22 protein-coding genes are annotated in these 25,382 nt (G+C 59.5%); 17 read left to right on the top strand and 5 right to left on the bottom strand.

The genetic code is table 11. The features are described 5' to 3' along the window. Positions 1-35: 35 nt before the first annotated feature. The 4 genes from cas3 to ACE3O2_RS11020 all read right to left on the bottom strand — a co-directional run bounded on the left by cas3 (position 36) and on the right by ACE3O2_RS11020 (position 5,238). A complete protein-coding gene (cas3, locus tag ACE3O2_RS11035; RefSeq protein WP_374337467.1) occupies positions 36-2,747 on the bottom strand; it encodes a CRISPR-associated helicase Cas3' in 2,712 nt (903 codons plus the stop codon). Positions 2,748-3,434: 687 nt separating this feature from the next. Continuing rightward, complete coding sequence (purU, locus tag ACE3O2_RS11030) at positions 3,435-4,301, bottom strand: formyltetrahydrofolate deformylase (protein WP_374337465.1); 867 nt, start codon at positions 4,299-4,301, stop codon at positions 3,435-3,437. 96 nt (positions 4,302-4,397) lie between these two features. Further along, positions 4,398-4,955, bottom strand: a complete 558-nt coding sequence (locus tag ACE3O2_RS11025; protein WP_374337463.1) for a hypothetical protein — start codon at positions 4,953-4,955, stop codon at positions 4,398-4,400. A gap of 55 nt (positions 4,956-5,010) precedes the next feature. After that, positions 5,011-5,238 (bottom strand): hypothetical protein, encoded by a 228-nt coding sequence (locus ACE3O2_RS11020; protein WP_374337461.1) that lies wholly within the window; start codon positions 5,236-5,238, stop codon positions 5,011-5,013. A 214-nt stretch (positions 5,239-5,452) separates the two neighbouring features. Here ACE3O2_RS11020 and ACE3O2_RS11015 point away from each other — a divergent pair, with 214 nt between their 5' ends. The 13 genes from ACE3O2_RS11015 (at position 5,453) to ACE3O2_RS10955 (ending at position 19,108) form a co-directional block, all read left to right on the top strand. Then, positions 5,453-6,649, top strand: coding sequence for a patatin-like phospholipase family protein (locus ACE3O2_RS11015; protein ID WP_374337458.1), 1,197 nt, complete (start codon positions 5,453-5,455; stop codon positions 6,647-6,649). 82 nt (positions 6,650-6,731) lie between these two features. After that, a complete protein-coding gene (locus ACE3O2_RS11010) occupies positions 6,732-8,639 on the top strand; it encodes a PhoX family phosphatase (RefSeq protein WP_374337456.1) in 1,908 nt (635 codons plus the stop codon). A gap of 277 nt (positions 8,640-8,916) precedes the next feature. Then, positions 8,917-9,864 carry a chemotaxis protein gene (locus ACE3O2_RS11005; RefSeq protein WP_168877039.1) on the top strand — a complete coding sequence of 316 codons (948 nt, stop codon included), beginning with the start codon at positions 8,917-8,919 and terminating at the stop codon, positions 9,862-9,864. Between the two features lie 30 nt (positions 9,865-9,894). After that, entirely contained in the window at positions 9,895-10,833 is a 939-nt protein-coding gene (locus ACE3O2_RS11000; protein ID WP_374337454.1) for a chemotaxis protein, read from the top strand. Between the two features lie 40 nt (positions 10,834-10,873). After that, a complete protein-coding gene (gene cheY / locus ACE3O2_RS10995; protein WP_168877037.1) occupies positions 10,874-11,263 on the top strand; it encodes a chemotaxis response regulator CheY in 390 nt (129 codons plus the stop codon). 12 nt (positions 11,264-11,275) lie between these two features. Further along, entirely contained in the window at positions 11,276-12,085 is an 810-nt protein-coding gene (cheZ, locus tag ACE3O2_RS10990) for a protein phosphatase CheZ (protein WP_374337451.1), read from the top strand. A gap of 56 nt (positions 12,086-12,141) precedes the next feature. Further along, complete coding sequence (locus tag ACE3O2_RS10985; RefSeq protein ID WP_374337448.1) at positions 12,142-14,088, top strand: chemotaxis protein CheA; 1,947 nt, start codon at positions 12,142-12,144, stop codon at positions 14,086-14,088. Between the two features lie 53 nt (positions 14,089-14,141). Continuing rightward, positions 14,142-15,371 (top strand): EAL and HDOD domain-containing protein, encoded by a 1,230-nt coding sequence (locus ACE3O2_RS10980; protein WP_168877034.1) that lies wholly within the window; start codon positions 14,142-14,144, stop codon positions 15,369-15,371. 80 nt (positions 15,372-15,451) lie between these two features. Beyond that, positions 15,452-16,084, top strand: a complete 633-nt coding sequence (tmk, locus tag ACE3O2_RS10975) for a dTMP kinase (protein WP_374337446.1) — start codon at positions 15,452-15,454, stop codon at positions 16,082-16,084. Beyond that, positions 16,065-17,090, top strand: coding sequence for a DNA polymerase III subunit delta' (gene holB, locus ACE3O2_RS10970; protein WP_374337444.1), 1,026 nt, complete (start codon positions 16,065-16,067; stop codon positions 17,088-17,090). The genes tmk and holB overlap by 20 nt, the downstream gene beginning before the upstream one ends. A 75-nt stretch (positions 17,091-17,165) precedes the next feature. Next, positions 17,166-17,531 carry a PilZ domain-containing protein gene (locus ACE3O2_RS10965; RefSeq protein WP_374337442.1) on the top strand — a complete coding sequence of 122 codons (366 nt, stop codon included), beginning with the start codon at positions 17,166-17,168 and terminating at the stop codon, positions 17,529-17,531. Positions 17,532-17,570: 39 nt separating this feature from the next. Continuing rightward, positions 17,571-18,347 (top strand): TatD family hydrolase, encoded by a 777-nt coding sequence (locus ACE3O2_RS10960; RefSeq protein ID WP_374337440.1) that lies wholly within the window; start codon positions 17,571-17,573, stop codon positions 18,345-18,347. Further along, entirely contained in the window at positions 18,344-19,108 is a 765-nt protein-coding gene (locus ACE3O2_RS10955; RefSeq protein WP_374337439.1) for an MBL fold metallo-hydrolase, read from the top strand. Before ACE3O2_RS10960 ends, ACE3O2_RS10955 begins: the two co-directional genes overlap by 4 nt. On the opposite strand, the gene ACE3O2_RS10950 is transcribed toward ACE3O2_RS10955, so the two are convergent. Further along, on the bottom strand, positions 19,098-19,451 hold the full coding sequence (locus tag ACE3O2_RS10950; RefSeq protein ID WP_374337438.1) for a 2Fe-2S iron-sulfur cluster-binding protein: 354 nt from the start codon (positions 19,449-19,451) through the stop codon (positions 19,098-19,100). The two genes, ACE3O2_RS10955 and ACE3O2_RS10950, sit on opposite strands and share 11 nt — an antisense overlap. A 131-nt stretch (positions 19,452-19,582) precedes the next feature. Here ACE3O2_RS10950 and ACE3O2_RS10945 point away from each other — a divergent pair, with 131 nt between their 5' ends. The 4 genes from ACE3O2_RS10945 to ACE3O2_RS10930 form a co-directional block, all read left to right on the top strand. After that, complete coding sequence (locus ACE3O2_RS10945) at positions 19,583-21,727, top strand: type I secretion system permease/ATPase (RefSeq protein WP_374337436.1); 2,145 nt, start codon at positions 19,583-19,585, stop codon at positions 21,725-21,727. A 2-nt stretch (positions 21,728-21,729) separates the two neighbouring features. Then, positions 21,730-23,106: an HlyD family type I secretion periplasmic adaptor subunit gene (locus ACE3O2_RS10940; RefSeq protein WP_374337434.1), complete on the top strand. Its 1,377-nt coding sequence runs from the start codon at positions 21,730-21,732 to the stop codon at positions 23,104-23,106. Further along, positions 23,103-23,711 (top strand): LuxR C-terminal-related transcriptional regulator, encoded by a 609-nt coding sequence (locus tag ACE3O2_RS10935; protein ID WP_374337432.1) that lies wholly within the window; start codon positions 23,103-23,105, stop codon positions 23,709-23,711. The genes ACE3O2_RS10940 and ACE3O2_RS10935 overlap by 4 nt, the downstream gene beginning before the upstream one ends. A 170-nt stretch (positions 23,712-23,881) precedes the next feature. Next, positions 23,882-25,382: retention module-containing protein (locus ACE3O2_RS10930; RefSeq protein WP_374337430.1), on the top strand; the 1,501-nt coding region annotated here is incomplete at its 3' end.

Here is a 25,382-nt window from a genome sequence, read left to right as displayed (position 1 = left end):
CTTGCCGTGTATGGAATATTTCACTACCGGTCCCGTCATGCCTCCAGCCCGCCTTCCAGGCTATAGCGCAGGGTTTTCTCCTTGCCGCCTTGGTCCAGCACTTGCGTCAGCCAGCCACCTTGTCCGTCCGGGGTGAGGGGCAGGATCAGGTCGTCGTCGCGCAGCAAGGGCTGCCGGTTGCGCAGGGTTTGCAGGGCTGTCGCGTGCTGGTGTGCCAAGGTCGGGTGCAGGGTTTTGGCTTTGCGTTCAGCCAGCCGCAGTGTGGATAGCGCCCAGCGCAAATGCAGCTCGCCGCTCTGGCAGAGTGGCTGCAGTTCACCCTGCTCGGTTACGGTGGCGAGGTAGAGCTGTACGCTGTTTTCACCCAAGCGGGTGGCGTAGCGGGCTTCTTCGTCCCAGCGCTGGTTTTGGCGCAGGTAGCCGTATTTGGGATGGAGTACATTGAAGCTGGCTGTGCTGCGCTTGCCTTTGGCGTCGCCCTCGGCCTTGGTTGCGGCGGCTTGCAAGGCGGGCGGGATGGCCTCGGCGTGCTCACCATAGACTGCTTCGACCAGTTGTCGCACCCCTCCGGCTTGCTCTGGTATGCCGGGGGAATGAATTGCGCCAGCGCGCAGCAGCGCGCGCAGGCCGTGCCACAGCTTGCCACTGTCTGGGTAGACGTAGCAGGCAGTGGGGAAGTAGCTGCTGTACCAGTTGGCCTCCGGATGGTCGGTGTCCGCCGGGCCGTAGAGGTACAGTATGGGGGCTGGGCGTGCTTCGACCAGGCTACGGTCGCCATTTTGCTGCCGGGTGTGGCGCTGCAACCGCCCGGCGCGCTGGATCAGCAAATCAATCGGTGCGAGGTCGCTGACCATGATGTCTACATCAAAGTCCAGCGATTGCTCCAGTACCTGGGTACCGATCAGCACCTGTCCGCGCCGTTCCTGCGAGCCCCCTTCCTTGCCGAGCCGGCTCAGGACGTGGTTTTCAATCTCCAGCCGGTGCCCCATCGCAAAGCGGCTGTGAAAGAGCGTCAGCCGCTCGGGCGGAAGGTAGGCCTGGAGCGCTTGCCAGGCGCTGCGGGCATCGCCCACGGTATTGCGTATCCAGCAGAGGCAGCGCCCGGCTTCGGCCTCCCGCACGATCATGGCGATGACTTGGTCCAGATCATGCATTGGCTGGATACACACCTGACGACGCACTTCGGGCCGGGTGTCGCAGGCATGATGGTGGATACCGCTGCGGTCCAGCCGGGTCACCAAAGGGTAGGCCTGCGCCACGGCATGCTCACGTTCCGGCAGGCCCAGCCCGGCATCAAAGGCTTGCTGCAGCTGCTGGCGTACTGTCAGTGGCAGGGTGGCCGAGAGCAGGATGGCACTGCCACCTTGGGTGGCATGATGCTGTAGCAGGGCGCTGAGCAGCCTGAGGATATAATCATCGTATGCATGCACTTCATCCACAATCAGCAGTTTGCGGTGCAGGCCGGTCATGCGCATGGCCTGATGGCGTACCGGCAGCATGGCCAGCAGGGCCTGGTCAATGGAGCCGACGCCCACATGGGCAAGCAGGGTTTTCTTGTTGCTGTCCGCCAGCCACTGGTTGCAGTAGAGGCTGGCGCTGAGGTCTGCATCCTGCCCTTGGCTATAGCGCAGGCCTGCGGGATGCAGGGACTGGCTGAATTCATCCACCAGTCGCCGTGCGGAGTGGGCCAGCATGATGGAGGGCTGTGGTGGTGGGGTAAACAGCTTGTGGTAGGCCTGGCCTACGCGGGTGTACATCTGGTTGGCGGTGGCCATGGTGGGTAGTGCAAAGTACAGCCCGTCTGCCTCGCCCGCGGCCAGCAGGCGATGGGCCAGAATCAGTGCGGCTTCGGTTTTGCCTGCGCCGGTGACATCTTCCAGCAAAAAAAGCTGCGGCCCGGCAGGCAGTGCAACGGTTGCGGCATGCTGCTGTAACGGAGTAGGGTGAGCGAGCCAGGGCAGCAATTCTGCCAACCGCTCGGCACCCACCCATGGGGCGGCGGGCACCGGGCAAAGGCCGGATGCGGCAACGGCTTGTCGTGCCTGCTGGCAGGCGTATAGCCAGTAGGCGGCGAGCGAGGCCGGGGGCTGCTCGTGATAGGGAAACCAGTGCTGGTTGGAACCCAGCCAGTCGGACTGCATGACTAAACCGGCCAGTAGCCAGCTGAAACGGTTGTCCGCTTCCTTGGTCAGGCGGTGCCGTGGCGGGGGGCCGTCTGGCAGCAGTAGCGCCTGCATGGCCTCCACAAAATGCAGGGCAGCGGACTGGTCCTCCTGCGGAAAGATGCGGGCCAGTGGCGTGTCATCCTGATCCGTAGGCGGCTGGCCGTGATGGCCCAGGACGGCAGACAGCCAGGACGGCGGCAGCTCAGGCAGGATGCCTGCGTCGCGCAGCAGCCAGCCCAGGTTGTCGTGCCGCAGGGTGTAGGGCATGCCCGGCTGAAACGGTACCAGCTCCGCTGCCTCGTGCCGGTAAAGATTCTGGAAGGAGCGGGCAAACTTGCCGAGGTCGTGCAGGCTGGCCAGCCACACCATCGTATCCCGCAGTTGCGCGGGCGGCAGCCCGAGTGTATCGGCTTGCTGCGACAGCCAGCGCGGATCGTGCTCCAGCAAGGCGGCCATCACCGCAGCGACATCCAGCGCATGCAATACCAGCAGGTGCCAACGGGCGTGGTCTGGCGTTTCCGGATGGGCTTTGCCCCAGTAACGCCAACAGGAGGAGTGCATCACGACAGGGGATGAAGACATGCCGGGCATTCTGGCATGCCCACAACGGTCGTGGCAGCACCTGCCTGTCCATATGGACAGGATGGGCGACACCCTTCGTAAGGGTTAGTCATCATGATTTTTATTTCTAAAGAAGCTGACTCGGCCTTTAGGGGTGTCAATGTATTTGATGCGATTACTCAGATTCCATGCAATGGCAAGGGCTGTTGCGACCGAGGCAAGAATGCTGCTGGTAAGCAGGAGTTGATGTTCAAGCAAGAAGGTAGTGATTGTGTTCCAGTAGTATTGCATGGCGATAGTGACCCCAAGTGCAAGAGATGGTAGGGGTATCCTACACCTGCTCAAAGATTCGTTGCAAGTTTTTTTAAAGAGCTTAAGGTCTCATGATTTTTTGTAGTATTTTGCGGGCTGAAGGCGCTTACGTGGTAGAGTGTAGTTGCAGTTCCCCGTAGGCGCGGGGCTGGACCGAGCTTAAGGTCACACAAAGCCTGTTCCCCGCACACGCGGGGTTAAGCAGCCGGGACAGCTGTTGCTGCTCCGGTTGCTTATCAAACTCTGTACGACTCCGTACGTTTTTTTGCACTTGCAGAGAGCATCCTTAGGAGTGTCGTGCCCCAGTCGGATGAAGGTGTTAAGGGTCGGCATCGTCATGTCCAAACAATTGGCCGGACATACTGAGAATATACGTCTTTCTTGACCGGTATCAGCCTAACGCAGCACCACGGTGCGGTTGCCGTTGAGGAAGACGCGGCGCTCCAGGTGGAATTTGACGGCGCGGGCGAGGGCGAGGCATTCCATGTCGCGGCCGGTGGCGAGCAGTTGTTCCGGGCGGAAGGCGTGGTCGACACGTTCTACAACTTGCTCGATGATCGGGCCTTCGTCCAGATCGTCGGTCACGTAGTGGGCGGTGGCGCCGATCAGCTTGACTCCTCGGGCGTGGGCCTGGTGGTAGGGTTTGGCACCCTTGAAGCCAGGCAGGAAGGAGTGGTGGATGTTGATGGCGCGGCCCGCCAGTTGACGGGAGAGCTCGGGTGACAGCACCTGCATGTAGCGGGCCAGCACCACCAGCTCAGCACCGGATTGGTCGATGATCTGCAGCAGGTCGGCTTCCTGCTGTGGTTTGGTGTCCGGGGTGATTGGCAGGTGGTGGTAGGGAATGCCGTGCGGGGTGACCAGACTGGCGAGGTCGGGATGGTTGGACACCACGCCGACGATGTCCATCAGGATGTCACCCATGCGCCAGCGGTAGAGCAGATCATTCAGGCAGTGGTCCAGCTTGGACACCATCAGCAGTACTTTGGGGCGCGCTTCACTGTCATGCAGTGCCCAGCGCATCTGGTAACGATCAGCAATCGGCTGGAAGGCACCGCGCAAGGCGGGCAGATCAGGTGCCTGGCCTTGTTCCAGGTGAAATACGCAGCGGACAAAGAAGCGCTGTTCGTCTTCATCATCAAACACTGCAATTTCGTCGATATAGCAGCCACGTTCGTGCAAAAAATGGGAGATGTCGGCCACTTGGCCCGCTGCGCTGGGGCAATGCAGGGACAGGATCAGCTTGTGGCGGGCGGCAGACATGAGGGGCTCCTTGTGGATGGTGCCTGCCAGCCTAGCGCAGTCATCAGGTGGCGCTTGCTGGCAGGCGTCCTGCTTTGGTGGAAACCGGACACCGCATCACTGACATCCCGCTGCGCCCGGCGCTTGATGCAAGCATTGTAAGGGCTTCGCGGGAAGCGGTGTGCTGCACTGGTCTTGCTCCAATAGGGCGCGGGCGCCCTCTATGGTGTCGGCATCGCCACAATAGCGTACGGCCTGGGGACTGAGCTTCAGGGCGACCAAACGGGATTGCTTGCGGCCATCGTCCTGCTGACCATTGACACGGAAGATGAGGCCGGTGACGGTGCCGCCGGATTGCTGCCATTCCACCTTGTCGGCACCCAGACCGGCAAATTGGCCCCAGCGCTGCGGGTTGGTCAGCAAGGCATGGGTGTTCCACACGTTCTGGCCTCGCCCTAGCAGTAACCAGCTGTCCGGCTGGCTGTCAGCGCTGCCTACCCACAGCTGCCAGCCGTTCATGCCTTTGCAGTGGCGGTAATCATCCGCCATTTTGCCACTGGCAGCGTGGGTGACCGGGGTACATTCCGCCGAGCGAATACTGGTCCAGACGGGCTCTGCCGCTGCTGCGGCAAGACTCGACGTTGCTATCAGTGCTACCCAAGCATGCTTGATCATGACATCTACCTTTCCAATGATAATGGCATGTTAGCATGGCGTGGCAGGATTGGCCTTACCCAGCCTGCGTCTTGTGCTGGAGTAGACGATGACTGTGGCGTGCCACTGCAGCGGCGTCCAACGGTCCACCGTGCCCCATGTAGAAACGCTCCGTCCCTCCTGTCAGCATGCCTTGCAGTGTGGTGCCAACCTGTATCGGGTCATCTTCAAACGGAGGTTGCTTGGGGCGGCCATGCCAGATCACGCCACCCAGCAGGATGCCGGAAGCCAGCAAGTCGCCCACCAGCGCTTGCCGGTCTTGCAGCAGTACAGACAGCGAGCCCCTGGTGTGTCCTGGCGGTCCTTGCTGGAGGCGCTTTATCGTTGGGGGTAGACCGAACTGGTGGGAGAGGTCGAGCCTGCTGCAGAGTGATTGAGACGTTAAAGAGCAAGCTGGCGCACCGGGCAGGGCTGTCATATGCTGGAAAGAAAGCTACAGCGGGTAGCGAGAGGGGCATATGTCATCACGCTGGCAAGCAAAACAGCATGAAATCGGGCTGATACTGTCGGGTGGCGGTGCGCGTGCGGCGTATCAGGTGGGTGTACTGAAGGCGATAGCCAAACTATTGCCACCCGAGCGGCGCTTCCCGTTTCGCATCATTGTGGGCACCAGTGCTGGTGCCATCAATGCGACGGCACTGGCTGCCGAGCCATCCGGATTCCACGCGGGTATCCACCAGCTGGAGCTGGTGTGGAAAACGCTGCATTGCCACAGCATCTACCGCTCTGATTTTGCCGGGGTGAGCAAGCAGATACTCTACTGGCTGGCGTCGTTTTTGCTGGGCGGGATGGGGCGGCGCAATCCGCGATCCTTTTTGGACAACAGTCCGCTCAAAGCCTTCCTGCAGAAGGTAATTACCTTTCGCAATATTGAAGCATCGGTGGCGGCGGATAACCTTAAAGCAGTCAGCGTAACCGCGCTGGGTTACAGCAGTGGGCAGTCCGTCTGTTTCTATGAGGGTGATCCTTGCCATAACTGGCAACGCGCCCAGCGGGTAGGGGTGTCCTGCACGCTGTCGCTGGAGCATCTGCTGGCTTCGTCGGCCATTCCGTTGGTTTTCCCTGCTGCCCGCATTCACCGGGAGTACTTTGGTGATGGCTCGATCCGCCAGCATGCACCCGTCAGCCCGGCCTTGCACTTTGGTGCCAGCAAGGTGCTGGTGATCGGGGTATCGCCACACGCGAGAACCCCGGAGCGACACAAGATCAGCAGTCACCCCTCCTTGGCGCAGGTGGCCGGACAATTGCTCAATGGCACATTTCTGGACAGCCTCGAAAATGATCTGGAGCGGTTGCAGGTATTGAACCGCTTGCTTGATCTGATCCCGGAGAACAAGCTGGAGGAGGCGGGTATCCCCATGCGTAAGGTGGACGTGCTGCTGGTAGCCCCCTCTAAACCGCTGGAGGCGTTGGCAGCGCAGCACTCTATGCATTTTCCCTGGGCCGTGCGCTACCTGCTGCGCGGTATTGGTGCATTGCGTCGGGGGGGCTCGGTGCTGGCCAGTTACCTGCTGTTTGAGCCGCCGTATACCCGGGACCTGATCCGGCTGGGTTATCAGGATGCCATGCAGCAGAAAGATGAGATTTTGGCCTTCATGGGAGTGGAGGCGCCTGCCAGCACTACGCAGGAAAATACTTTCAGCGGTGCGCTGTAAGTAACGTGTACGGGCGTTCAGGCTTCACAGTGGTGTCATAATCCGTTGTTACATTTTGGTCCTCTTCAACCGGGGGTGACCAATGAGTGACAATTACTGCAACGCCGAGCTGGTACTGAACCCCAGCTCGAGCGAACCGTTTTCCAGCATCCTGAATACCCGTCTGTCGCGTCGTGGTTTCATGCAAGCCACGGTGGCGACCGCCATGGTCACCGGCATGTCTGCCAGCCTGACCGCCTGTGGCAGTACCGTGGGTGCCGGCCGCCTGGGTTTCACCGCCGTACCGTTGTCTACCGAAGACAAAGTGATCGTCCCGCCGGGCTATCGTGCTGATGTGATGTATGCCTGGGGTGACCCGATCGGCAGCCTGAAAGGCATGCCGGCTTTCAAGGAGGATGCCAGCAATACGGCAGCTGAGCAGGCGCTGCAAGCAGGCATGCATCATGATGGCATGTGGTTTTTCCCCTATCCCTATGGTTCACAAAGCTCGGAGCGTGGTTTGCTGGCCATGAACCACGAGTATGTGGATGATGGTCTGCTGCACACGGATGGCACGGAGAACTGGAGTGCCGAGAAGGTACGCAAGGCTCAGGCTGCGGTGGGCGTCTCGATCGTGGAAGTGCAGAACCGGGGTGGCCGCTGGCAAGTGGTGCAGTCCCGTTTTGCCCGCCGCATTACCGCCAGCACGCCGATGGATATTGCCGGCCCGGCTGCAGGCCACGCCAGCATGCAGACCAATGCCGACCCGAGCGGCCGCGAAGTGCTGGGTACCTTCTCCAACTGCGCCAACGGCTACACCCCGTGGGGCACCTACCTGACCTGTGAAGAAAACTGGCAGGACCACTTTGTATCTGCCAATCCAAATGCCAACGAAAAGCGCTACGGTATCAACCCGAAAGGCGCGGGCTACAACTGGCATCAGCACGACAAGCGCTTTGACGCTGCCGTAGAGCCGAATGAAGCCAATCGCTTCGGCTGGGTGGTGGAAATTGACCCGTTTGACCCGAGCAGCCGACCGGTCAAGCGTACTGCGCTGGGCCGCATGGGCCACGAAGGCGCCACCGTGACATTGGCTGCAGATGGCCGTGCTGTCGTGTACATGGGCGACGACAAGCGCTTTGAGTACATCTACAAGTTTGTTTCGCGCAATGCCTACAACCCGAACGACCGCGCTGCCAACATGAACCTGCTGGATGAAGGCACGCTGTACGTGGCACGTTTCAACGCCGATGGTTCCGGCCAATGGATCGAGCTGAGCCATGGCAAGAATGGGCTGACAGCGGCCAATGGCTTTGCTGACCAAGCTGATGTGGTTATCCGCGCCCGTGCAGCGGGCGACAAGGTCGGTGCTACGCCGATGGATCGCCCGGAGTGGGTGACGGTGGACCCGCGCACCAAGGAAGTGTACTGCACGCTGACCAACAACAGCGATCGTGGCAAGGACGGTAAGCCGGGCGTGGATGCGGCCAACCCGCGCAAGAATAACCTGTTTGGGCAGATCATCCGCTGGCGCGAAGATGGTGACAGCCATGCGCTGAGCTTCAAGTGGGATCTGTTCGTGCAGGCGGGTAACCCGGCGCTGGCCGATGCCAACCTGAAGGGCAATATCAAGGGTGATGCATTTGGTAGCCCGGACGGCCTGTGGATTGACCCGAGTGGCCTGCTGTGGATTCAGACCGATGTGTCCACCAGTACGCTCAATGCCAAAGAGTACGCCGGCATGGGTAACAACCAGATGCTGGTGGCGGATACCAAGAGCGGTGAAATCCGCCGCTTCCTGACGGGTCCCAAGGGCTGCGAAATCACCGGCATTACCGCAACGCCTGACATGAAGACCATGTTCATCAACATTCAGCACCCGGGTGAACCGGCGTCCGAGCGTTCGGACCCGAAAAACCCGAAGGCAGTCAGCAGCTGGCCGTTTGGCGGACGCCCGCGTGCTGCTACGGTGGTGATCCGTCGCACGGATGGTGGCGTGATCGGCTCATAAAGACCGGCAATGCGCGGTAACAGGAAACGGCGGGGAAACCCGCCGTTTTTTCATGCCACTTCAGAGACTTGTAGCACTTGCCGCCTGCGCCCGGTGCCGCCCGCCCGGCTTCAAGCCCCGTCACTGCGTCAATTGCACAAATCTTTACCTTGCAACTCCCCAGTTTTATGCACAGAATGTAACTAGTCAGCCGCAAATTGCCGTTGCAAGCCACTTGGCGGCGAATAGGCTGGGCAGTAACTCCGTCTAATCCGGCCAAGTTGAATGGAGTGTCAACGTGTCTGAACTACTCAAAAAAATCGACGCACGGACCAAACTGGCAGGGACCAACAAGCTGGAAATCCTGCTGTTTACGCTGGGGATGGATCAGCGCACGGGTCGCCGCGAAAACTTCGGCATCAATGTGTTCAAGGTGCGGGAGGTGATGCGGACTCCGGAAATCACCCATGCACCGGAAATGCCGGCCTGCGTGGAAGGGATGGTCAGCCTGCGTGGCGCGCTGGTGCCGGTGGTGGACCTGGCCAAATACACGGGTGTACAAACCACCTCCCGCCCCGAGATCATGATCGTGACCGAGTACAACGGTCATACCCAAGGCTTTCTGGTGGAGGCCGTGGATACCATCCTGCGGCTGGACTGGTCGCAGATGCGGGTACCGCCGGACATGCTGACCGCGCAGATGGGGGGGATCATTACGGCGGTGACCGAGCTGGATAATGGCCGGCTGGTGATGATGATGGACGTGGAAAAAGTGCTGGCAGAAACCAGCAGCTACGATGACTCCCTCAGCTACGCCAATATTCGCAAAGTACCCAAGCCCCGCACCATCTATTTTGCCGATGACTCCACCGTGGCGCGCAAACAGATTGCGACGACGCTGGACATCATGGGGGTTAAATACCACTTTGCCATCAACGGCAAGCGGGCGTGGGAAGAGCTCGACAAGATGGCCGCTCTGGCTGAAGCCAATGGCCAGGAGATGAAAGATATCGTCAACCTGATCCTGACCGACGTGGAAATGCCGGAAATGGATGGTTACATGTTGACCAAGAACATCAAGACGGACCCGCGTTTCCGTGGCATCCCGGTGCTGATGCATTCCTCGCTGTCCGGCATGCAGAACCAGAAGTTGGGGTACTCCGTCGGGGTGGATGAGTACGTGGCCAAGTTTGAACCACAACGGCTTGCTGAAACGCTGACCCGCCTGCTTCAGGTGGAAGAATGAGTGTGATGTCGCTTACGGAAGGTCGATCCCATGTCCGGTAAAACGCCTGAAAACCTGCTGGAAAGCATAGACGCCCGTACCAAGCTGGCGGGGTCCAACAAGATGGAAATCCTGCTGTTCTCTCTGGGGACCGGTGAGATTTTCGGCATCAACGTGTTCAAGGTGCGTGAGGTGTCGCAGACGCCACACATCACCAAGACGCCGAATATGCCGGTTGGGGTGGAAGGGGTGATTTCCCTGCGCGGGAACATCATCCCCATCATCTCACTGGCCAAGTTCGTCAGCCCGGGGGCGATCAAGAGCAGTGAGCAGACCATGATTGTGACCGAGTTCAGCCGGCATACCCAGGCGTTTCTGGTGCATGACGTGGACCGCATCATCCGGGTGGACTGGGATAAGGTCCGCTCCCCGGAGGGAGTGCTGGCGGGCGGAGGGCAAGGTCTGATTACGGCCGTAACCGAATTACCGGACGGCAAGCTGGTGTCGATTCTGGATGTCGAGCAGATTCTGGCTTCGGTGATCGGTGAGAAGGTGATCCCCGATGTTCAGGTTGGTGAAGTGCGTGATGACATCTACATGTTCTTCTGTGATGACTCCGTGGTGGCGCGGCGAGAAATCACCGGCGTGCTCGACAAGATCGGTGTCAAGTATCACCAGGCCAATAATGGCAAGGAAGCCTGGGACAAGCTGCAGAACCTGGCCAACCGGGTGTTCGGTGATGGAGAAATGCTGCGCGACCATTTGAAGCTGATCCTGGTCGATGCCGAAATGCCTGAGATGGATGGCTACGTGCTGACCAAGAATATCAAAGGGGACCAGCGTTTCCGTGGTATTCCAGTGGTCATGCACTCTTCGTTGTCTTCCAATGCCAACCGGGCCATGGGAAGCAGCGTTGGGGTGGACGCTTATGTGGCAAAATTCGATCCTGTGGTATTGGCGGAAACCATCAAGCCGCTGTTGATCAATTAAAACGCCAACATGGCCATCTGGCTGACTGGAGAGGGCAAGCATGACTGACAAGAACATGAAATTCCTGGTGGTGGATGACTTTTCCACCATGCGTCGCATCGTGAGGAATTTGCTGAAGGAACTGGGTTTCTCCAATGTGGATGAAGCCGAAGACGGGCAGATTGGCCTGCACAAGCTGCAAAATGGCCAGTTTGACTTCGTGGTGTCCGACTGGAACATGCCCAATATGACCGGCATTGAATTGCTGAGGGCGGTTCGGGCAGACCCTAACCTGAAGCAATTGCCCTTCCTGATGATCACGGCAGAGGCGAAGAAGGAAAACATCATTGAGGCTGCGACGGCTGGTGCCAGTGGCTACATCGTGAAGCCCTTCACGGCGGCCACGCTAGACGAGAAGCTCAACAAAATCTTCCAGAACCTCGGAAAATAACAGGAGGCGAATGTGACCAACAGGAATTTTGAGAGCGGAGACTCCGCCGATCTGGAAGCACTGTTTGACAGCATTGTTTCGGCCAATACTGCAAAAGAAACACCAGCACCTGTGGTCGCCGAGCCCGCTGCTCCGGTAGCCGTTGCGGAGGCAGCGCCTGAAGCGGCAAGTTTTGCCAGCGGAGGTATGGACCCGTCAGCCATGTCCGAGCCGGCCAAGTCCATGTTCACCCAGATCGGCATGATGACGCGCAAGCTGCACGATACCTTGCGTGAGCTGGGTTTCGACAAGTCAATTGAAAAAGTGGTGGCAGAAGCCATTCCAGATGCGAGGGATCGCTTGGCCTATGTGGCCAAACTGACCGAGCAAGCCGCTGAGAAGGTCTTGAGTGCGGTGGATCAGGCCAAACCACTGCAGGAAAAACTGACCGATGACTCCGCAGCTTTGTCACAACGCTGGGACAAGCTGTTTGCCAATCAGCTGAGCGTGGATGAGTTCAAGACCTTGGTGGGGGAAACCCGCAGCTTCCTGCAGCGTACCCACGCGGATGCCCGGCAGACAGACAGCCTGTTGCTGGACATCATGATGGCGCAGGACTTCCAGGATCTGACGGGCCAGGTGATCAAGAAGATCGTCGAGATGGCCAAGGAAATGGAAGTTCAGCTGTACAACTTCCTGGTGGAATATACCCCAGGTGCCGCCAAGAAGCCGGAAGTACACGGTCAACTGGAGAATGGTCCTGTGATCAGTGCCGAAGGTCGCAGCGATGTGGTCACTGACCAGTCGCAAGTAGATGATCTGTTGGCCAGTCTGGGCTTCTAAGCCAGGCGAGCGGGTGTGGAGTTGGATGTCGACTGTCTCGTCATGAGGAAAACGTCATGAGTGAATTTGGTGGAATGGAAGACCTGCTGCAGGATTTCCTGACAGAGTCCTCCGACATGCTGTCTGATGTCGACAACAAACTGGTGGAGCTGGAGAAGCGCCCTGGTGACAAGAAGCTGCTGAATGATATCTTTCGCGGCTTCCATACCATTAAAGGCGGCGCAGGCTTCCTGAATGTGGATCCTTTGGTAACTCTTTGCCACCGGACAGAAAACCTGTTCGACAAGCTGCGCAACGATGAAATGCAGCTGACAGCCGGGATCATGGACCAGATTCTGGCGGCAACCGCTGTAGTGCGTGACATGTTTGGCTATCTGGCGCAAGGTCGTCAGCCAGGGCCGGCACCGCAACAGCTGCTTGATACGCTGGATGCGGTCCTGGAAGGCCGTTCACCGGATGCTGCACCTGCCGCTGCCGTACCTGCACCGGAACCGGCGCCCGTGGCGTCGGCCGCACCTGCGGCGGTCTCTACCGTGGGCAATGGGGGTGGGGAGCCTGACTGGAACCACCTGTACAACAGCCTGTTGGGCAGTTCGCCAGTGTCGGCTCCGGCGGCTGCACCAGCGCAAGCTCCAGCGGCACCGGCTGCCGCACCCGCAAGCCAGGCCGCATTGGAGCAGGCGCCCGCCAAACCTGCGGCCGCTGCCAATCTGGTGCCCAGCCCGGGTGTGGCTCGTGCTGCACCGGCGGCCGCTGCCAGTGCTGCTTCGGCTCCGACGCAAGGCGTACAACAGCTGGCTGCGCCAGAAACCACCATCCGTATTGATACCAACCGCCTGGATCAGGTGTTGAACCTGTCTGGTGAAATCGGGTTGACCAAAAACCGGCTGACCACACTGCGCAGTGACATCCTGCAGGGGCGCAATGATGCACTGACCCTGCGTGCGCTGGATGAAGCGATCGGGCAACTGGACTTGCTGGTGTCCGACCTGCAGAACGCGGTGATGAAAACCCGCATGCAGCCGATAGGCCGGCTGTTCCAGAAATATCCGCGGCTCGCTCGCGATCTGGCTCGACAGTTGGGCAAGGATGTCGAGCTGGTGATCACGGGTGAAGAGACCGAGCTCGACAAGACCATGATCGAGGATTTGAACGATCCTCTGGTGCATTTGGTGCGCAATGCGGTTGACCACGGCATTGAAACGCGCGAAGAGCGGGTCATGATCGGCAAACCAGAGAAAAGCCTGGTGCAACTGACGGCAACACAAGTCGGTGACCACATCGTCATTGAAATTACGGATGACGGTAAAGGCATGAAACCGGAAGTGATCCGGCAGAAAGCCATCGAGAAGGGCGTCATCAAGGCTGAAGAGGCCAATAACCTTGATGACAAGCAGAGCCTGATGCTGATCTTCCTGCCGGGTTTCTCGACCAAGGACCAGATTTCCAATGTGTCTGGCCGCGGTGTCGGCATGGATGTGGTGAAAACCAACATCCAGAAAATGAATGGTCGTATCGACATTCAGTCGATCCCGGGCGAAGGTACCCGCTTTACCATCAGCCTGCCGCTGACCCTGGCGATTCTGCCGGTGCTTGTGGTCCGCGTCTGCGACCAGCCATTTGCTGTGCCACTGGCCATGGTTCGCGAGATCATTCCGCTGTCCAAGGAGGACATCCAGCAAGTATCTGGCAAGGCGACCATGGTGGTACGTGACGAGATTCTCTCAGTGCGCTCTCTTGCCAGCCTGATTGGCTGGCAAGACACCAAGCCTCCCGCTTTTGGTGTGTTGATGCAGTCTGCTGAAAATTCTTTTGTCCTGGCGATCGAAACTTTCGTCGGACGGGATGACGTAGTGATAAAACCGTTGCAAAATATCAAGCCGAAAGGCATCGCGGGCGCCACCCTCTCCGGGGACGGCTCCGTGGTGCTGGTACTCGACATGGAAGACCTGCTGGCTGAACTGGGTTCAGACAAGGCGGGGACCCTGTTCGAAATGGCCTGATTCAAGACACGGAGTCAAAACGCGCCCAATCCTGGGCGCGGGAAAACGGGAATATGAATACACCAGCCAATAACAACGCGTTTGTCGGACGCCAGCCCATCTTGAATCGGCAGCAACAATTGATCGGTTATGAGCTGCTGTTCCGCCTGCATGCCGAGTCCTCCACTGCTGAGTTTTCCAGTGATCTGCAGGCCGGGACCAATGTGCTGGTTAATACCCTGTCCAATATGGGTGCTGAATGGTTGGTCGGCAACAAGCTGGCCTTCATCAATGTGGCGCAGGCCATGCTACAGAGTAATTTCCTGGAACTGCTGCACCCGCAACGCGTTGTGCTGGAAATTGTTGAAACGGTGAATGCGACTCAGGCACTGGTTGAACGCGCTCGTGAACTGCGCGGGCAGGGCTTCTCCATCGCGCTGGATGACTTTGTCCTTACCCCGCAGACGGCCCCTTTTCTGGAGGTGGCCAACTACGTCAAGCTGGATGTGCGCGAGCTGGGTCTGGATAATGCCATTGCCATGTCCAAGCAGTTGCGCAAGTATCCAGCCCTGCAGATTGCAGAGAAGGTGGAAACCAAGGAAGAATTCCGCCGCCTGCACGACGCCGGGTTTGACGCCTTCCAGGGCTACTACTTTGCGCACCCGGAAACCCTCACCGCCAAGGTGATCAACCCGGCTTATGCCAACATCCTCTCCCTGCTCAACATGCTGCGCAACAATGCCGAGATCAAGCAGATTGAGGAAGCGCTGAAGCGGGATGTGGCACTGTCGTTCAAGCTGTTGCGCTACATCAACTCGGCGGGGTTTGGCCTCTCTTGCGAGATCCAGTCTTTCCGGCATGCGGTGACCATTCTGGGCTACCAGAAGCTGTATCGCTGGCTGACCCTGCTGCTGGTAACGGCAGGTGCAGATAATCCCGGTGCATCGGCCCTGATGAAGATGGCGGTGACCCGTGGCCGTTTCGTTGAGCTGATCGGTGAGCATTTCCTTGATGGCATCGACCGTGACAATCTGTTCATTGTCGGGGTGTTCTCGCTGCTGGATGTGATGCTGGAAATGCCGATGGACAAGGTGCTGGAAAACCTGCTGCTGCCGGAGACGGTGAGTGATGCGCTGCTGACGCAGGAAGGCATGTATGGCCCCTTCCTCAAACTGGCGATCGCGTGCGAAAATCCGGAGGCCGGTGAGATCGAACGTCTGGCCGAACAGGTGCAGATCAGCCCGGAGCTGCTGAACAAGGCGCATATGGGTTCGCTGGCCTGGGTGGAGCAGTTGGGCGTATAAGCCGCCTTGGCAAGTATGTGAGGCACGGCCCCGCAAGGGGCCGTGTTGTTTTGTGGTACAGGGTGAAGGAAAGACTGCGGATGGCAGGGGCACGCGGACAGTTCATATCGCTGGAAGGGGTGGATGGTGCGGGCAAGACCACCCACTTGCACTGGCTGGTGCAGTTTGTTGCGGAGCGAGAGATCCCACATGTCGTCAGCCGCGAGCCAGGTGGTACGCCGCTGGCCGAGAAGCTGCGTGAGCTGCTGTTGCATGACAGCATGAGCATGGATACCGAAGCCCTGCTGTTGTTTGCTGCCCGCCAGCAGCATCTGGACGAGCTCGTACGCCCTCAGCTGGCCCAGGGGAACTGGGTGATTTGCGATCGCTTCACCGATGCCAGCTACGCTTATCAGTGCGGTGGCCGAGGCTTGCCTGCCGCGCGGCTGGCGGTATTGGAGCAGTGGGTACATGCTGACTTGCAGCCGGATCTGACCTTGCTGTTTGATGTGCCGCCCGAGGTGAGCTACGAGCGAGTACGCCTGGCGCGAGACCCAGACCGCTTTGAACAGCAGGACATTGCATTTTTCCGCCGCGTCCGTGATGCCTATTTGCAACGCGCGGCGGCAGACCCTGGTCGTTTCTGCATTGTGGATGCCAATCGCAGTCTGCATGCCATTCAACAGGAGCTGCAGCACGTGATGGAGGCTTACTGTGACCGACACGCCCGCTGAAGCCCGTGTGCAGCAACCCTTGCCGTGGCATGCGGATGCCTGGCAGCAGCTCCACCAGCGCCGCCAGCGTCTGCCGCATGCCTTGTTGATGACCGGCTATGCCGGTATCGGTAAACAACAGTTTGCCCAGGCCCTGGCCGCCAGTCTGCTGTGCGAGCAGGTTCAGGCAAATGGTCACGCGTGCGGGCATTGCACGGCCTGCAACTGGCTGGCACAGGGTACCCACCCGGACTTTCGACGCATCGGGCTGGCTGTAGAAGCCGCGGAAGAGGGCGAGGCCAGCAAGCGTAGCGGCCAATGGATCAGTATTGAGCAGATTCGGGATCTGGCCGAATTCGTACAGCTCTCCTCACATCGGCAGGGTTTGCGGGTGGTGCTACTGGAAGCTGCCGACCGCTTGAACAGCTATGCAGCCAATGCATTGCTGAAGACGCTGGAAGAGCCGCCGGAGCGGGTCATGTTTCTGCTGGTCAGCGATCAGCTACATCGTGTGCTGCCCACCATTCGCAGCCGCTGCCAGCAAGTGCTGCTGCCCATGCCGGAAGCGCAGCAGGCCCGGCAATGGTTGCAGACGCAAGGGCAGGTGCCGGATGCCTTGCTGGATCTGGCGGGGGGCATGCCTTTGCTGGCGCAGCGCTATCAGCAGGAAGGTTGGGCAGGCGAGTGGCAGCAGGTGGTGGAGTGGCTGTCTCGCCCGAAGCAGGAGCCGGTTTCCCTGGTCACAGGCTGGAGCAAGCTGCCGCTGCCTGCCTTGCATGACTGGATCAGCAAGTGGCTGCATGACCTGCTGCAGGTGACTAGCGCCGGTATGCCACGCTATTACCCTGCCAGGCAGGAAGCGCTGCAAGCGCTGGCCGCCCGAGCCGATCGTCAGGCGCTGCTGGCGTGCCTGAACACGGTACAACAGGCCAAACCCTTGCTTACCCACCCGTTGAATGCCAAACTGGTGATGGAACAATGGCTGTTTGCCTACCGTGGATTGTGGCAGAAGCGGGCGGCAGGCTAAGCGCGTAGTTTGCATTTCAAGGGCGGGCGCGGTATGGTTGCGCCTGTCATGTTGTTTGCATGGATTGGATAAGCCATGGCTGAAGCACCGAAAGCCCCGTTGACCCGCCCTGGGGTCATGTCCCTCACCATCAAGGAAAAGGCCAGCCTGTATGCGGCCTTCATGCCTTTCATCACGGGTGGTGGCCTGTTTGTACCGACACCCCGGCAGTACAATCTGGGGGATGAGGTGTTTCTGCTGCTGACCCTGCTGGATGAGCCTACCAAGTATACGGTAACGGGCAAGGTGGTCTGGGTGACGCCGCAAGGGGCGCAGGGCAGCCGCTCGCAAGGCATCGGTGTCCAGTTCAGCAACAATGAATTCGGCACCGCCGCCCGCAACAAGATCGAGGGCATTCTGGGAGGGCATTTGCAGTCCAACCGGTCTACCCACACCATGTAATGTCCAATGCCGGCCTCGGCCGGCAGACTGTCGTGCTCCATGTTTGTCGATTCACACTGCCACCTCAATTTTCCGGAACTGTCTGCGGATCTGCCGCACTACCTGAACGCCATGGTAGAGAACCAGGTCAGTCATGCCCTGGTCGTTTCCGTCAACCAGCGTGAAATGCCGCAGGTGCTGGCGCTGGCGGAACAGTACCCCCATCTGTTTGCTTCAGTCGGGGTGCATCCAGACCATCAGGGTGAGCCTGAGCTGAGTGTAGCCGATCTGTGTCGCCTGGCTGACCATCCCAAGGTCGTGGCCATTGGCGAGACCGGTCTGGACTACTACCGGCTGGAGGGTGATCTGGAATGGCAGCGCGAGCGGTTTCGTACCCATATCCGCGCTGCTCGGGAAACCGGCAAGCCACTGATCATTCATACCCGCAGTGCGGCAGAGGATACCTTGCGGCTGATGCGTGAAGAGCGGGCGAGTGAAGTCGGCGGGGTATTGCACTGCTTTACCGAGAGCCAGTCGGTTGCCGATCAGGCCATGGAGATGGGCTTTTATATTTCCTTCTCCGGTATCGTCACCTTCAAGAAGGCGGTGGAGCTCAAGGCGGTGGCCCAAAGCATTCCGCTTGAGCGCATGCTGATCGAGACGGACGCGCCTTATCTGGCCCCGGTACCGTTCCGTGGCAAGCTGAATCACCCGGCACTGGTGCGCCATGTGGCTGAGGAAATCGCGGTACTGCGGAATGTACCGTTGACGACCATCGCTTCGGTGACGACCGATAATTTCTTCCGGCTGTTCCACCATGCCAGGGCGGCCGCATGACCTCTGCCCTGGTGCTGGGCGCAGGCTCTTCGGCGGGTACGCCGGTTGTTGCCTGCACCTGCCCGGTATGTACGGAGGCCCATCCGCGTAACCTGCGCAGCCGAGCTTCGTGCTTGATTGAGCACCAAGGCGTGCAGCTGCTGGTGGATACCGGTCCTGACATGCGCACTCAGATGCTGCGAGAGAAGGTCAGCCGGGTCGATGCGGTGCTGTATACCCATCCCCATGCCGACCACCTCAATGGCATTGATGACCTGCGCGCGTTCTGCTTTCGTCAGCAACAAGCCATCCCGGTGTATGGCAATCCGTTCACCATGCGCAATATTGAAGAGCGCTTTGGCTACGTGACGCTACCACCTACTGCCCATTGGGAACGTCCGGTATTGACGCTAAACCCGGTTGAAGCCCCCTTTACCGTACAAGGGGTACAGGTGACGCCTATTCCGTTGCTACATGGCAACTGGCCTATTCTCGGCTATCGGGTGGGCAAGGTAGCCTGGCTGACCGATGTCTCGACCATTCCGGAGTCTAGCTGGCCGCTGCTGGAGGGCCTGGAGCTGCTGTTTCTGGATTGCTTGCGGCAGCGCCCCCATCACACCCACATGAGCCTGGATGAGGCCGTGGTGGCAGCAAGCCGCATTCAGGCGCAGCAAACCTGGTTCATTCACATGACTCACGACATTGATGCCAATGCACTGCGCACGCAGTTGCCCGACGGCATGGACTTCGCCTGGGATGGCTTGCGCCTGACTACCAGCTGACCTCCAGCGCTTCTCCGGGCTGCACCATCACATGGCAGGCCAATCGCCACAATTGCGGTGTCTGCAATAGCGTTTCTGCGGCATGCTGCTCTGCCGTGAGTTTGCCGTGGCGCAGCAGGACATTGCGTTCCTTCCCGCTCAGTTTGATGATCCGTGGCGTCGCTTCATCCGGGTAATGCAGGTGAACCGCACAGGCGCCACAGGTACCCTGGCCGCATCGCCAGTACAATGGAATACCGGTTTCCCGTACCCAGTCGGTGAGGGCCTGTGTGGTTTTACCCTCGGTGCACAGCCATACCGGGTCCGTCATGCTCCCGCCTTGCAGTTTCAAGTTGGCGATCATTCCCATTTCCGCAACAATGTTTAACAAGCATGCATCATGCCGGTGCTGCTATTATTGATCTGACTGATGGTAGCATCCAAGACTGTCCAGTTAGCATGCACCATCCATACAACGCCGGAAGAAATGACCCGATGAGTTCATGGCACGTTGGTGACAACCAGTCCCACTTTGACCCGCTGCTCGATTGTCTGGTTGAACTGACCAAGCTGCATGGTAACCCCCTCTCACGTGAGGCCTTGTCCGCGGGACTGCCCCTGGTGAATAACCGGCTGACCCCGGGTCTGCTGGCCCGTGCTGCCGGCCGTGGGGGGCTGAGTGCACGGGTGATCCGTCGTCCCCTGAAGGACATTGCCAATACCCTGTTGCCGGCCATTCTGTTGCTGGATGGGCGGCAAGCCTGTCTGCTGCACGAAGTTACAGCGGATGGTCATGCCAAGGTCAGCTACCCGGAGGTTCCGGGGGGTATGGAAACCATGCCGCTGGACATGCTGTCGGCCCGCTATACCGGTCAAGTCGCCTTTGTCCGTCCCAAGTTTCGTTTCGACCACCGTGCGCCTGAGCTGGGACACGTCCGGGCGCGGCACTGGTTCTGGGGCGCCATGCTGGAAGCGCGGCACCTGTATCGGGATGCCCTGTTGAGCTCGGTGCTGGTCAACGTATTTGCCTTGGTATTTCCGCTTTTTTCCATGACGGTCTACGACCGGGTGGTGCCCAATCACGCGCTGGAGACCCTGTGGGTACTGGCGATTGGTGCCTTGCTGGTGCTGGTGTTTGATTTTGCCATGCGCGTACTGCGGGGCTACGTGCTGGATGTGGCCAGTAAACGCATTGATGTGCAGTTGTCTTCCCTGATCATGGAGCGTGTGCTGGGCATCCGCATGGAGAACCGCCCCCCTTCGGTGGGTTCCTTCGTGGCCAACCTGCGATCGTTTGAGTCGGTGCGTGATTTCATCGCATCCGCTTCCATGGCCACCTTGGTGGATTTGCCCTTTGTGCTGCTGTTCCTGCTGGTGCTGGTCTGGATCAACCCCTGGCTGCTGCTGCCGGTGACGGTAGGCATTGTGATCGTGGTGGGCTTTGGTTTTGTGGCGCAGGCCAAGATGGAGGCGCTGACCGAGACCACCCAGCGTGCCACGGCACAACGCAATGCGACGCTGGTGGAAAGCCTGGTCGGTATTGAAACCTTGAAGGCCATGGGCGGAGAGTCTGATGTGCAGCGGCGCTGGGAGCGCGCTACGGTGTTCCTCTCCCAGGTGAATGGCAAGCTCAAGCTGATGTCCAACACCACCATTTACTTTGCTTCATTTATTCAGCAGCTGGTCAGTGTGGCGGTCATCATTGCCGGTGTGTATCTGATGACGGACGGGCAGTTATCCATGGGGGGGCTCATTGCCGCTGGCATGATCTCGGGGCGTGCCATGGCACCACTGGGACAGGTGGCGGGCTTGTTGATGCAGTACCATGGTGCCCGCACTTCACTGGGCTCGATTGAAAACTACATGAAGATGCCGGTTGAGCGCCCTGCTGATGCCAACTTTCTGCATCACAGTCATTTCAAGGGTGACATTGAATTCCGTGATGTGACGTTTGCCTATCCGGGGCGCGATAACCCCGTGCTGAAGAAAGTGTCTTTCCGCATCCGTGCCGGGGAGCGGGTGGCCATCATTGGCCGCCTTGGCTCGGGCAAGACCACCATTGAACGGCTGTTGCTCGGGCTGTATCAGCCCACTGAGGGCTCGGTGACGGTGGATGGTATCGACGTGCGGCAGATCGACCCTGCTGAACTGCGTCGGGCAATAGGGTACGTGCCGCAGGATGTGGTGCTGTTTTTTGGTACCTTGCGTGAAAACATCGCAGTGGGCGCGCCGTTTGCCGACGACAACAACGTACTGGTGGCTGCGGATGTAGCCGGTGTGTCCGAGTTTGCATACTTGCACCCCTCCGGTTTTGACATGGTGATTGGCGAGCGTGGCGAGTCGCTGTCCGGTGGTCAGCGTCAGGCGGTGGCGGTCGCGCGCGCCTTGCTGTCCGACCCGCCGATGCTGATTCTGGATGAGCCGACCAATGGTATGGACCATACCAGTGAGGAGCGCCTGAAGGCGCGTCTGAAACAGGTGCTGGCCAGTGGCAAGACCATGTTGCTGGTGACACATCGCACGGCCTTGCTGGACCTGGTGGATCGACTGATTGTGATTGACGGTGGCCAGGTGGTGGCCGATGGACCCAAGGCGCAGGTGGTGGAAGCCCTGCAGCAGGGCCGGATCGGGAGGGCCTGAGCATGAGCAAGTCGCAACCTTCCGCACGCCGTAGCCTGCTGGACCGTTATCTGGACTTTGCCACCCGCAACCAGCAGGTGCTGGATGAGGAGCTGGTCGGGGAGGGGGACTGGGCGGCTGTGGCGCACGAGCCACGTCGCTCCCGTACCATTATCTGGGTCTCACTGCTGGTGGTGCTGGCTTTTCTGGTGTGGGCTTCGATTGCTGAGCTGGACGAGGTCACTCGTGGGGAAGGCAAGGTTGTCCCCTCACGTGAAGTACAGGTCATACAGAGCCTGGATGGCGGCATCGTGTCGATGATCAATGTGCGCGAGGGACAGTTCGTCAAGCAAGGCGAGCTGATGCTGAAGATTGACCCGACGCGGGTGCAGTCTTCCTTGAAAGAGAACCGGGCACAGTACCTGTCGTTATTGGCGCGTGCCACCCGTTTGCGCGCGGTGTCAGAGGGTAAGCCCTATATCGCGCCGGAAGAGGTGTTGCAAGAGCAGCCGCAAGTTGCTGAGCAAGAGCGGGTACTGTATGAGTCCACGATGCAGAGCATGGAGGCCAACATCGCCATTGCCCGCCAGCAACTGGCGCAGCGCAGCCAGGAGTTGATCGAGGTCAGAACCAAGCGTGACCAGGCTGCCGAAAATTATGAGCTGGCAGCGAAAGAGTTGGCCAAGACCAAGCCCTTGGTGCAGAGCGGGGCGGTGTCGGATGTTGAGCTGCTGCGGCTGGAGCGGGATGTCTCGCGCAGCAAGGGCGAGCGGGACCAGGCGGCAGCGCAGATGCCCCGGATTCAAGCCTCCATTGCTGAAGCCAATCGCAAGATCCAGGAGGTGGAGCTGACGGCGCGCAATCAGGTTCGTGGTGAGCTGTCCGAAACCATGGCCAAGCTGAACAGCCTGTCAGCGGGCAGTGAAGGGCTGGCAGATCGCGTCAAGCAAACGGAAGTACGCTCACCCGTCAACGGGACAGTAAAGCGCTTGATGATCAATACCGTGGGTGGCGTGGTGCAGCCCGGCAAGGACATCATCGAGGTTGTGCCTTCAGACGATGCGCTACTGCTGGAAGCCAAGATTTTGCCCAAGGACATTGGTTTCCTGCGCCCGGGCCAGCCAGCGCTGGTGAAATTTACTGCTTATGATTTCTCGATCTATGGTGGACTGGATGCAACGCTGGAGCATATTGGTGCTGACACCATTACCGACGAGAAAGGTAATGCGTTTTACGTGATCCGGGTGCGCACCAAGAAGGCGTACATCGGCGAGCGCCGCTTGCCGATCATTCCGGGGATGGTGGCCGAGGTGGATATCCTGACCGGGAAGAAAACCATTCTGAGCTATTTGATGAAACCGGTGCTGCGCGCCAAAGCCACTGCCATGACCGAGCGATGACTTCAACACCGCTGATTTTCCTGACCGCTGATACCCTGCTGGCCAAGCGCTGGCTGGCTGCGCTGCCGCATGGCCATGTGTTGACCGATATGCAGCAGCTGGCAGGGTTGAGCGAAATACACACCGTGTTGCTTGATCTGGACGGGCTCGCCTCGCCCGTCTGGCAAGACCCGGCGTGGCCGCTGCTGCGTGAGCGCCACCGCTGGGTAGCCTGCAGCGGGGCTCCGGATGAAGAAACCGGGTTGACTGCTTTGCAGCAGGGCTGTGTTGGCTATTGCCATGCCTTTGCCGATCCTGGCATGTTGCAGCAGGTGGTGCAGGTGGTGGCTGCGGGTGAGCTGTGGGTGGGGCGAGCGCTGCTCACCCGTTTGCTGTCTGCCGTGCAGCAGCGTGTGGCACCGGCTGCAGCTGATCCGCTGGCGGGACGTCTCAGTGAGCGTGAGGCTCAAGTGGCCCGACTGGCGGCGCAAGGTGTCAGCAACAAGCAGATTGCCCGTGACCTGGATATCACCGAACGAACCGTCAAGGCTCATTTGACTTCCAGCTTTGCCAAGCTGGGTGTGGCAGATCGCCTGCAGCTCTCCTTGTTGCTGAACCGGCGCTAACCGGGGCGAATAGCCCCTTGCGCTCAGGTGTGTAACATTTTTTTACATGGATACGCCCAAGGTTGTACCTCAGTACAATATGGCTTGTACGTGCTTTCCTCTACTGTGCATCTCATTAAAGGTCCGTCCTGAGCGGGGCGGATTACCGGATGCCAAGCAGAGGAAAGACCATGAGCGATTCCCAATCCACCATTAAGTCCACGCTGATCATCACTGCCATCCAGGGAAAAGCCTGGGTGCGGGATGCCAAAGGGGTACAGCACCCGGCAGCCGTGGGGGAAGTGCTCAAAGCCGGTGAGATGTTGATTACCGGCCCCAGCGGCAAGGTGGATCTGGAAAACCCGGATGGGGTTCCCATTGAACTCGGGAGCAATCGCCAGCTCTTGATCGAGGCCGATGTATTTGGCACCCATGCTGCGGATGCCTCCGAAGCGGCCATTGCACAGCTCAATCAAAATGATCAAGGCGTGTTGCAGGCCATTCAGAATGGTCAGGACCTGAACGAGGTGCTGGACCCCACCGCCGCAGGTTTGAATGCGGGTGATGGCACCGATGGCGGTCATGGCTTTGTACGCCTGCTGCGCATTGTGGAAAGCGTACCGCCTTTGTCCTTTGAGTTTGGCTCCCCGGATGCTGCTCGCCGGTTTGAATTTGGTGACACGGCCCGTGGGGACGATGGCACCACTACGACGCCAACGGACTCAACGGCTACTCCTGTGGCATCGGTTCCGCCCAAGGTGACCATTCCGGATACGGACGGTTCGACCAATGCAACGGATATGACCCTGTCCGAGTCCGCAGCTGCCACCGCAGGCAGCTTCACCATCAGCGCACAAGCGGGCATAGGCAGCATCACGGTGGGAGGCACGGTCCTCACGCTGGCGCAACTGAACAACCTCGGCAGCAGTTCGGTCAGCATCAACACCGGCGAAGGCACCCTGGTGCTGACCGGCTACAACGCCGGCACTGGCGTGGTCAGCTACAGCTACGACCCGAACGTACAGACCCACAGCGGCGGCACCCCGATCGTCGACCACATCAGCATCAAGGTCACGGATGCGAATGGTGTCAGCAGCACAGACAGCCTCGACATTGGCATCACCGACGACGCCCCGGTTGCGAAAAACGACAACGCCAGCATCACGGAAGACGCCAGCCCGAACACGGTGAACGGCAACGTGCTGCTGAACAACGGCAACGGCGCCGACCAAGGCGGAGCAGACGGACTGATCAGCAACCCGGTCAGCCTGGTGGGCAGTGGCACCGGCAGCTACGGCACGCTGGTGCTCAACAGTGATGGCACCTACACCTACACGCTGGACAACAGCAACGCCACGGTGAATGCGCTGAACGACAACAGCCCGCCGCTGACAGAAACCTTCAGCTACACCATCCGTGACGCCGACGGCAGCACCTCGACCGCGCAGCTGACCATCACCATCAACGGCCACACCGACGGCGCCCCGGTGATCACCATCCCGGACACCGACGGCAACGCCAACGCCACCGACAGCACGCTGCCGGAGAGCGCAGGCCCGACCAACGGCAGCTTCACCATCAGCGCACAAGCGGGCATAGGCAGCATCACGGTGGGAGGCACGGTCCTCACGCTGGCGCAACTGAACAACCTCGGCAGCAGTTCGGTCAGCATCAACACCGGCGAAGGCACCC

This window comes from Leeia sp., from assembly GCF_041909055.1.
GTDB lineage: Bacteria > Pseudomonadota > Gammaproteobacteria > Burkholderiales > Leeiaceae > Leeia > Leeia aquatica.
Note: the sequence above shows the minus strand (reverse complement) of the source record. Positions and strands in the feature narration are given on the sequence as shown.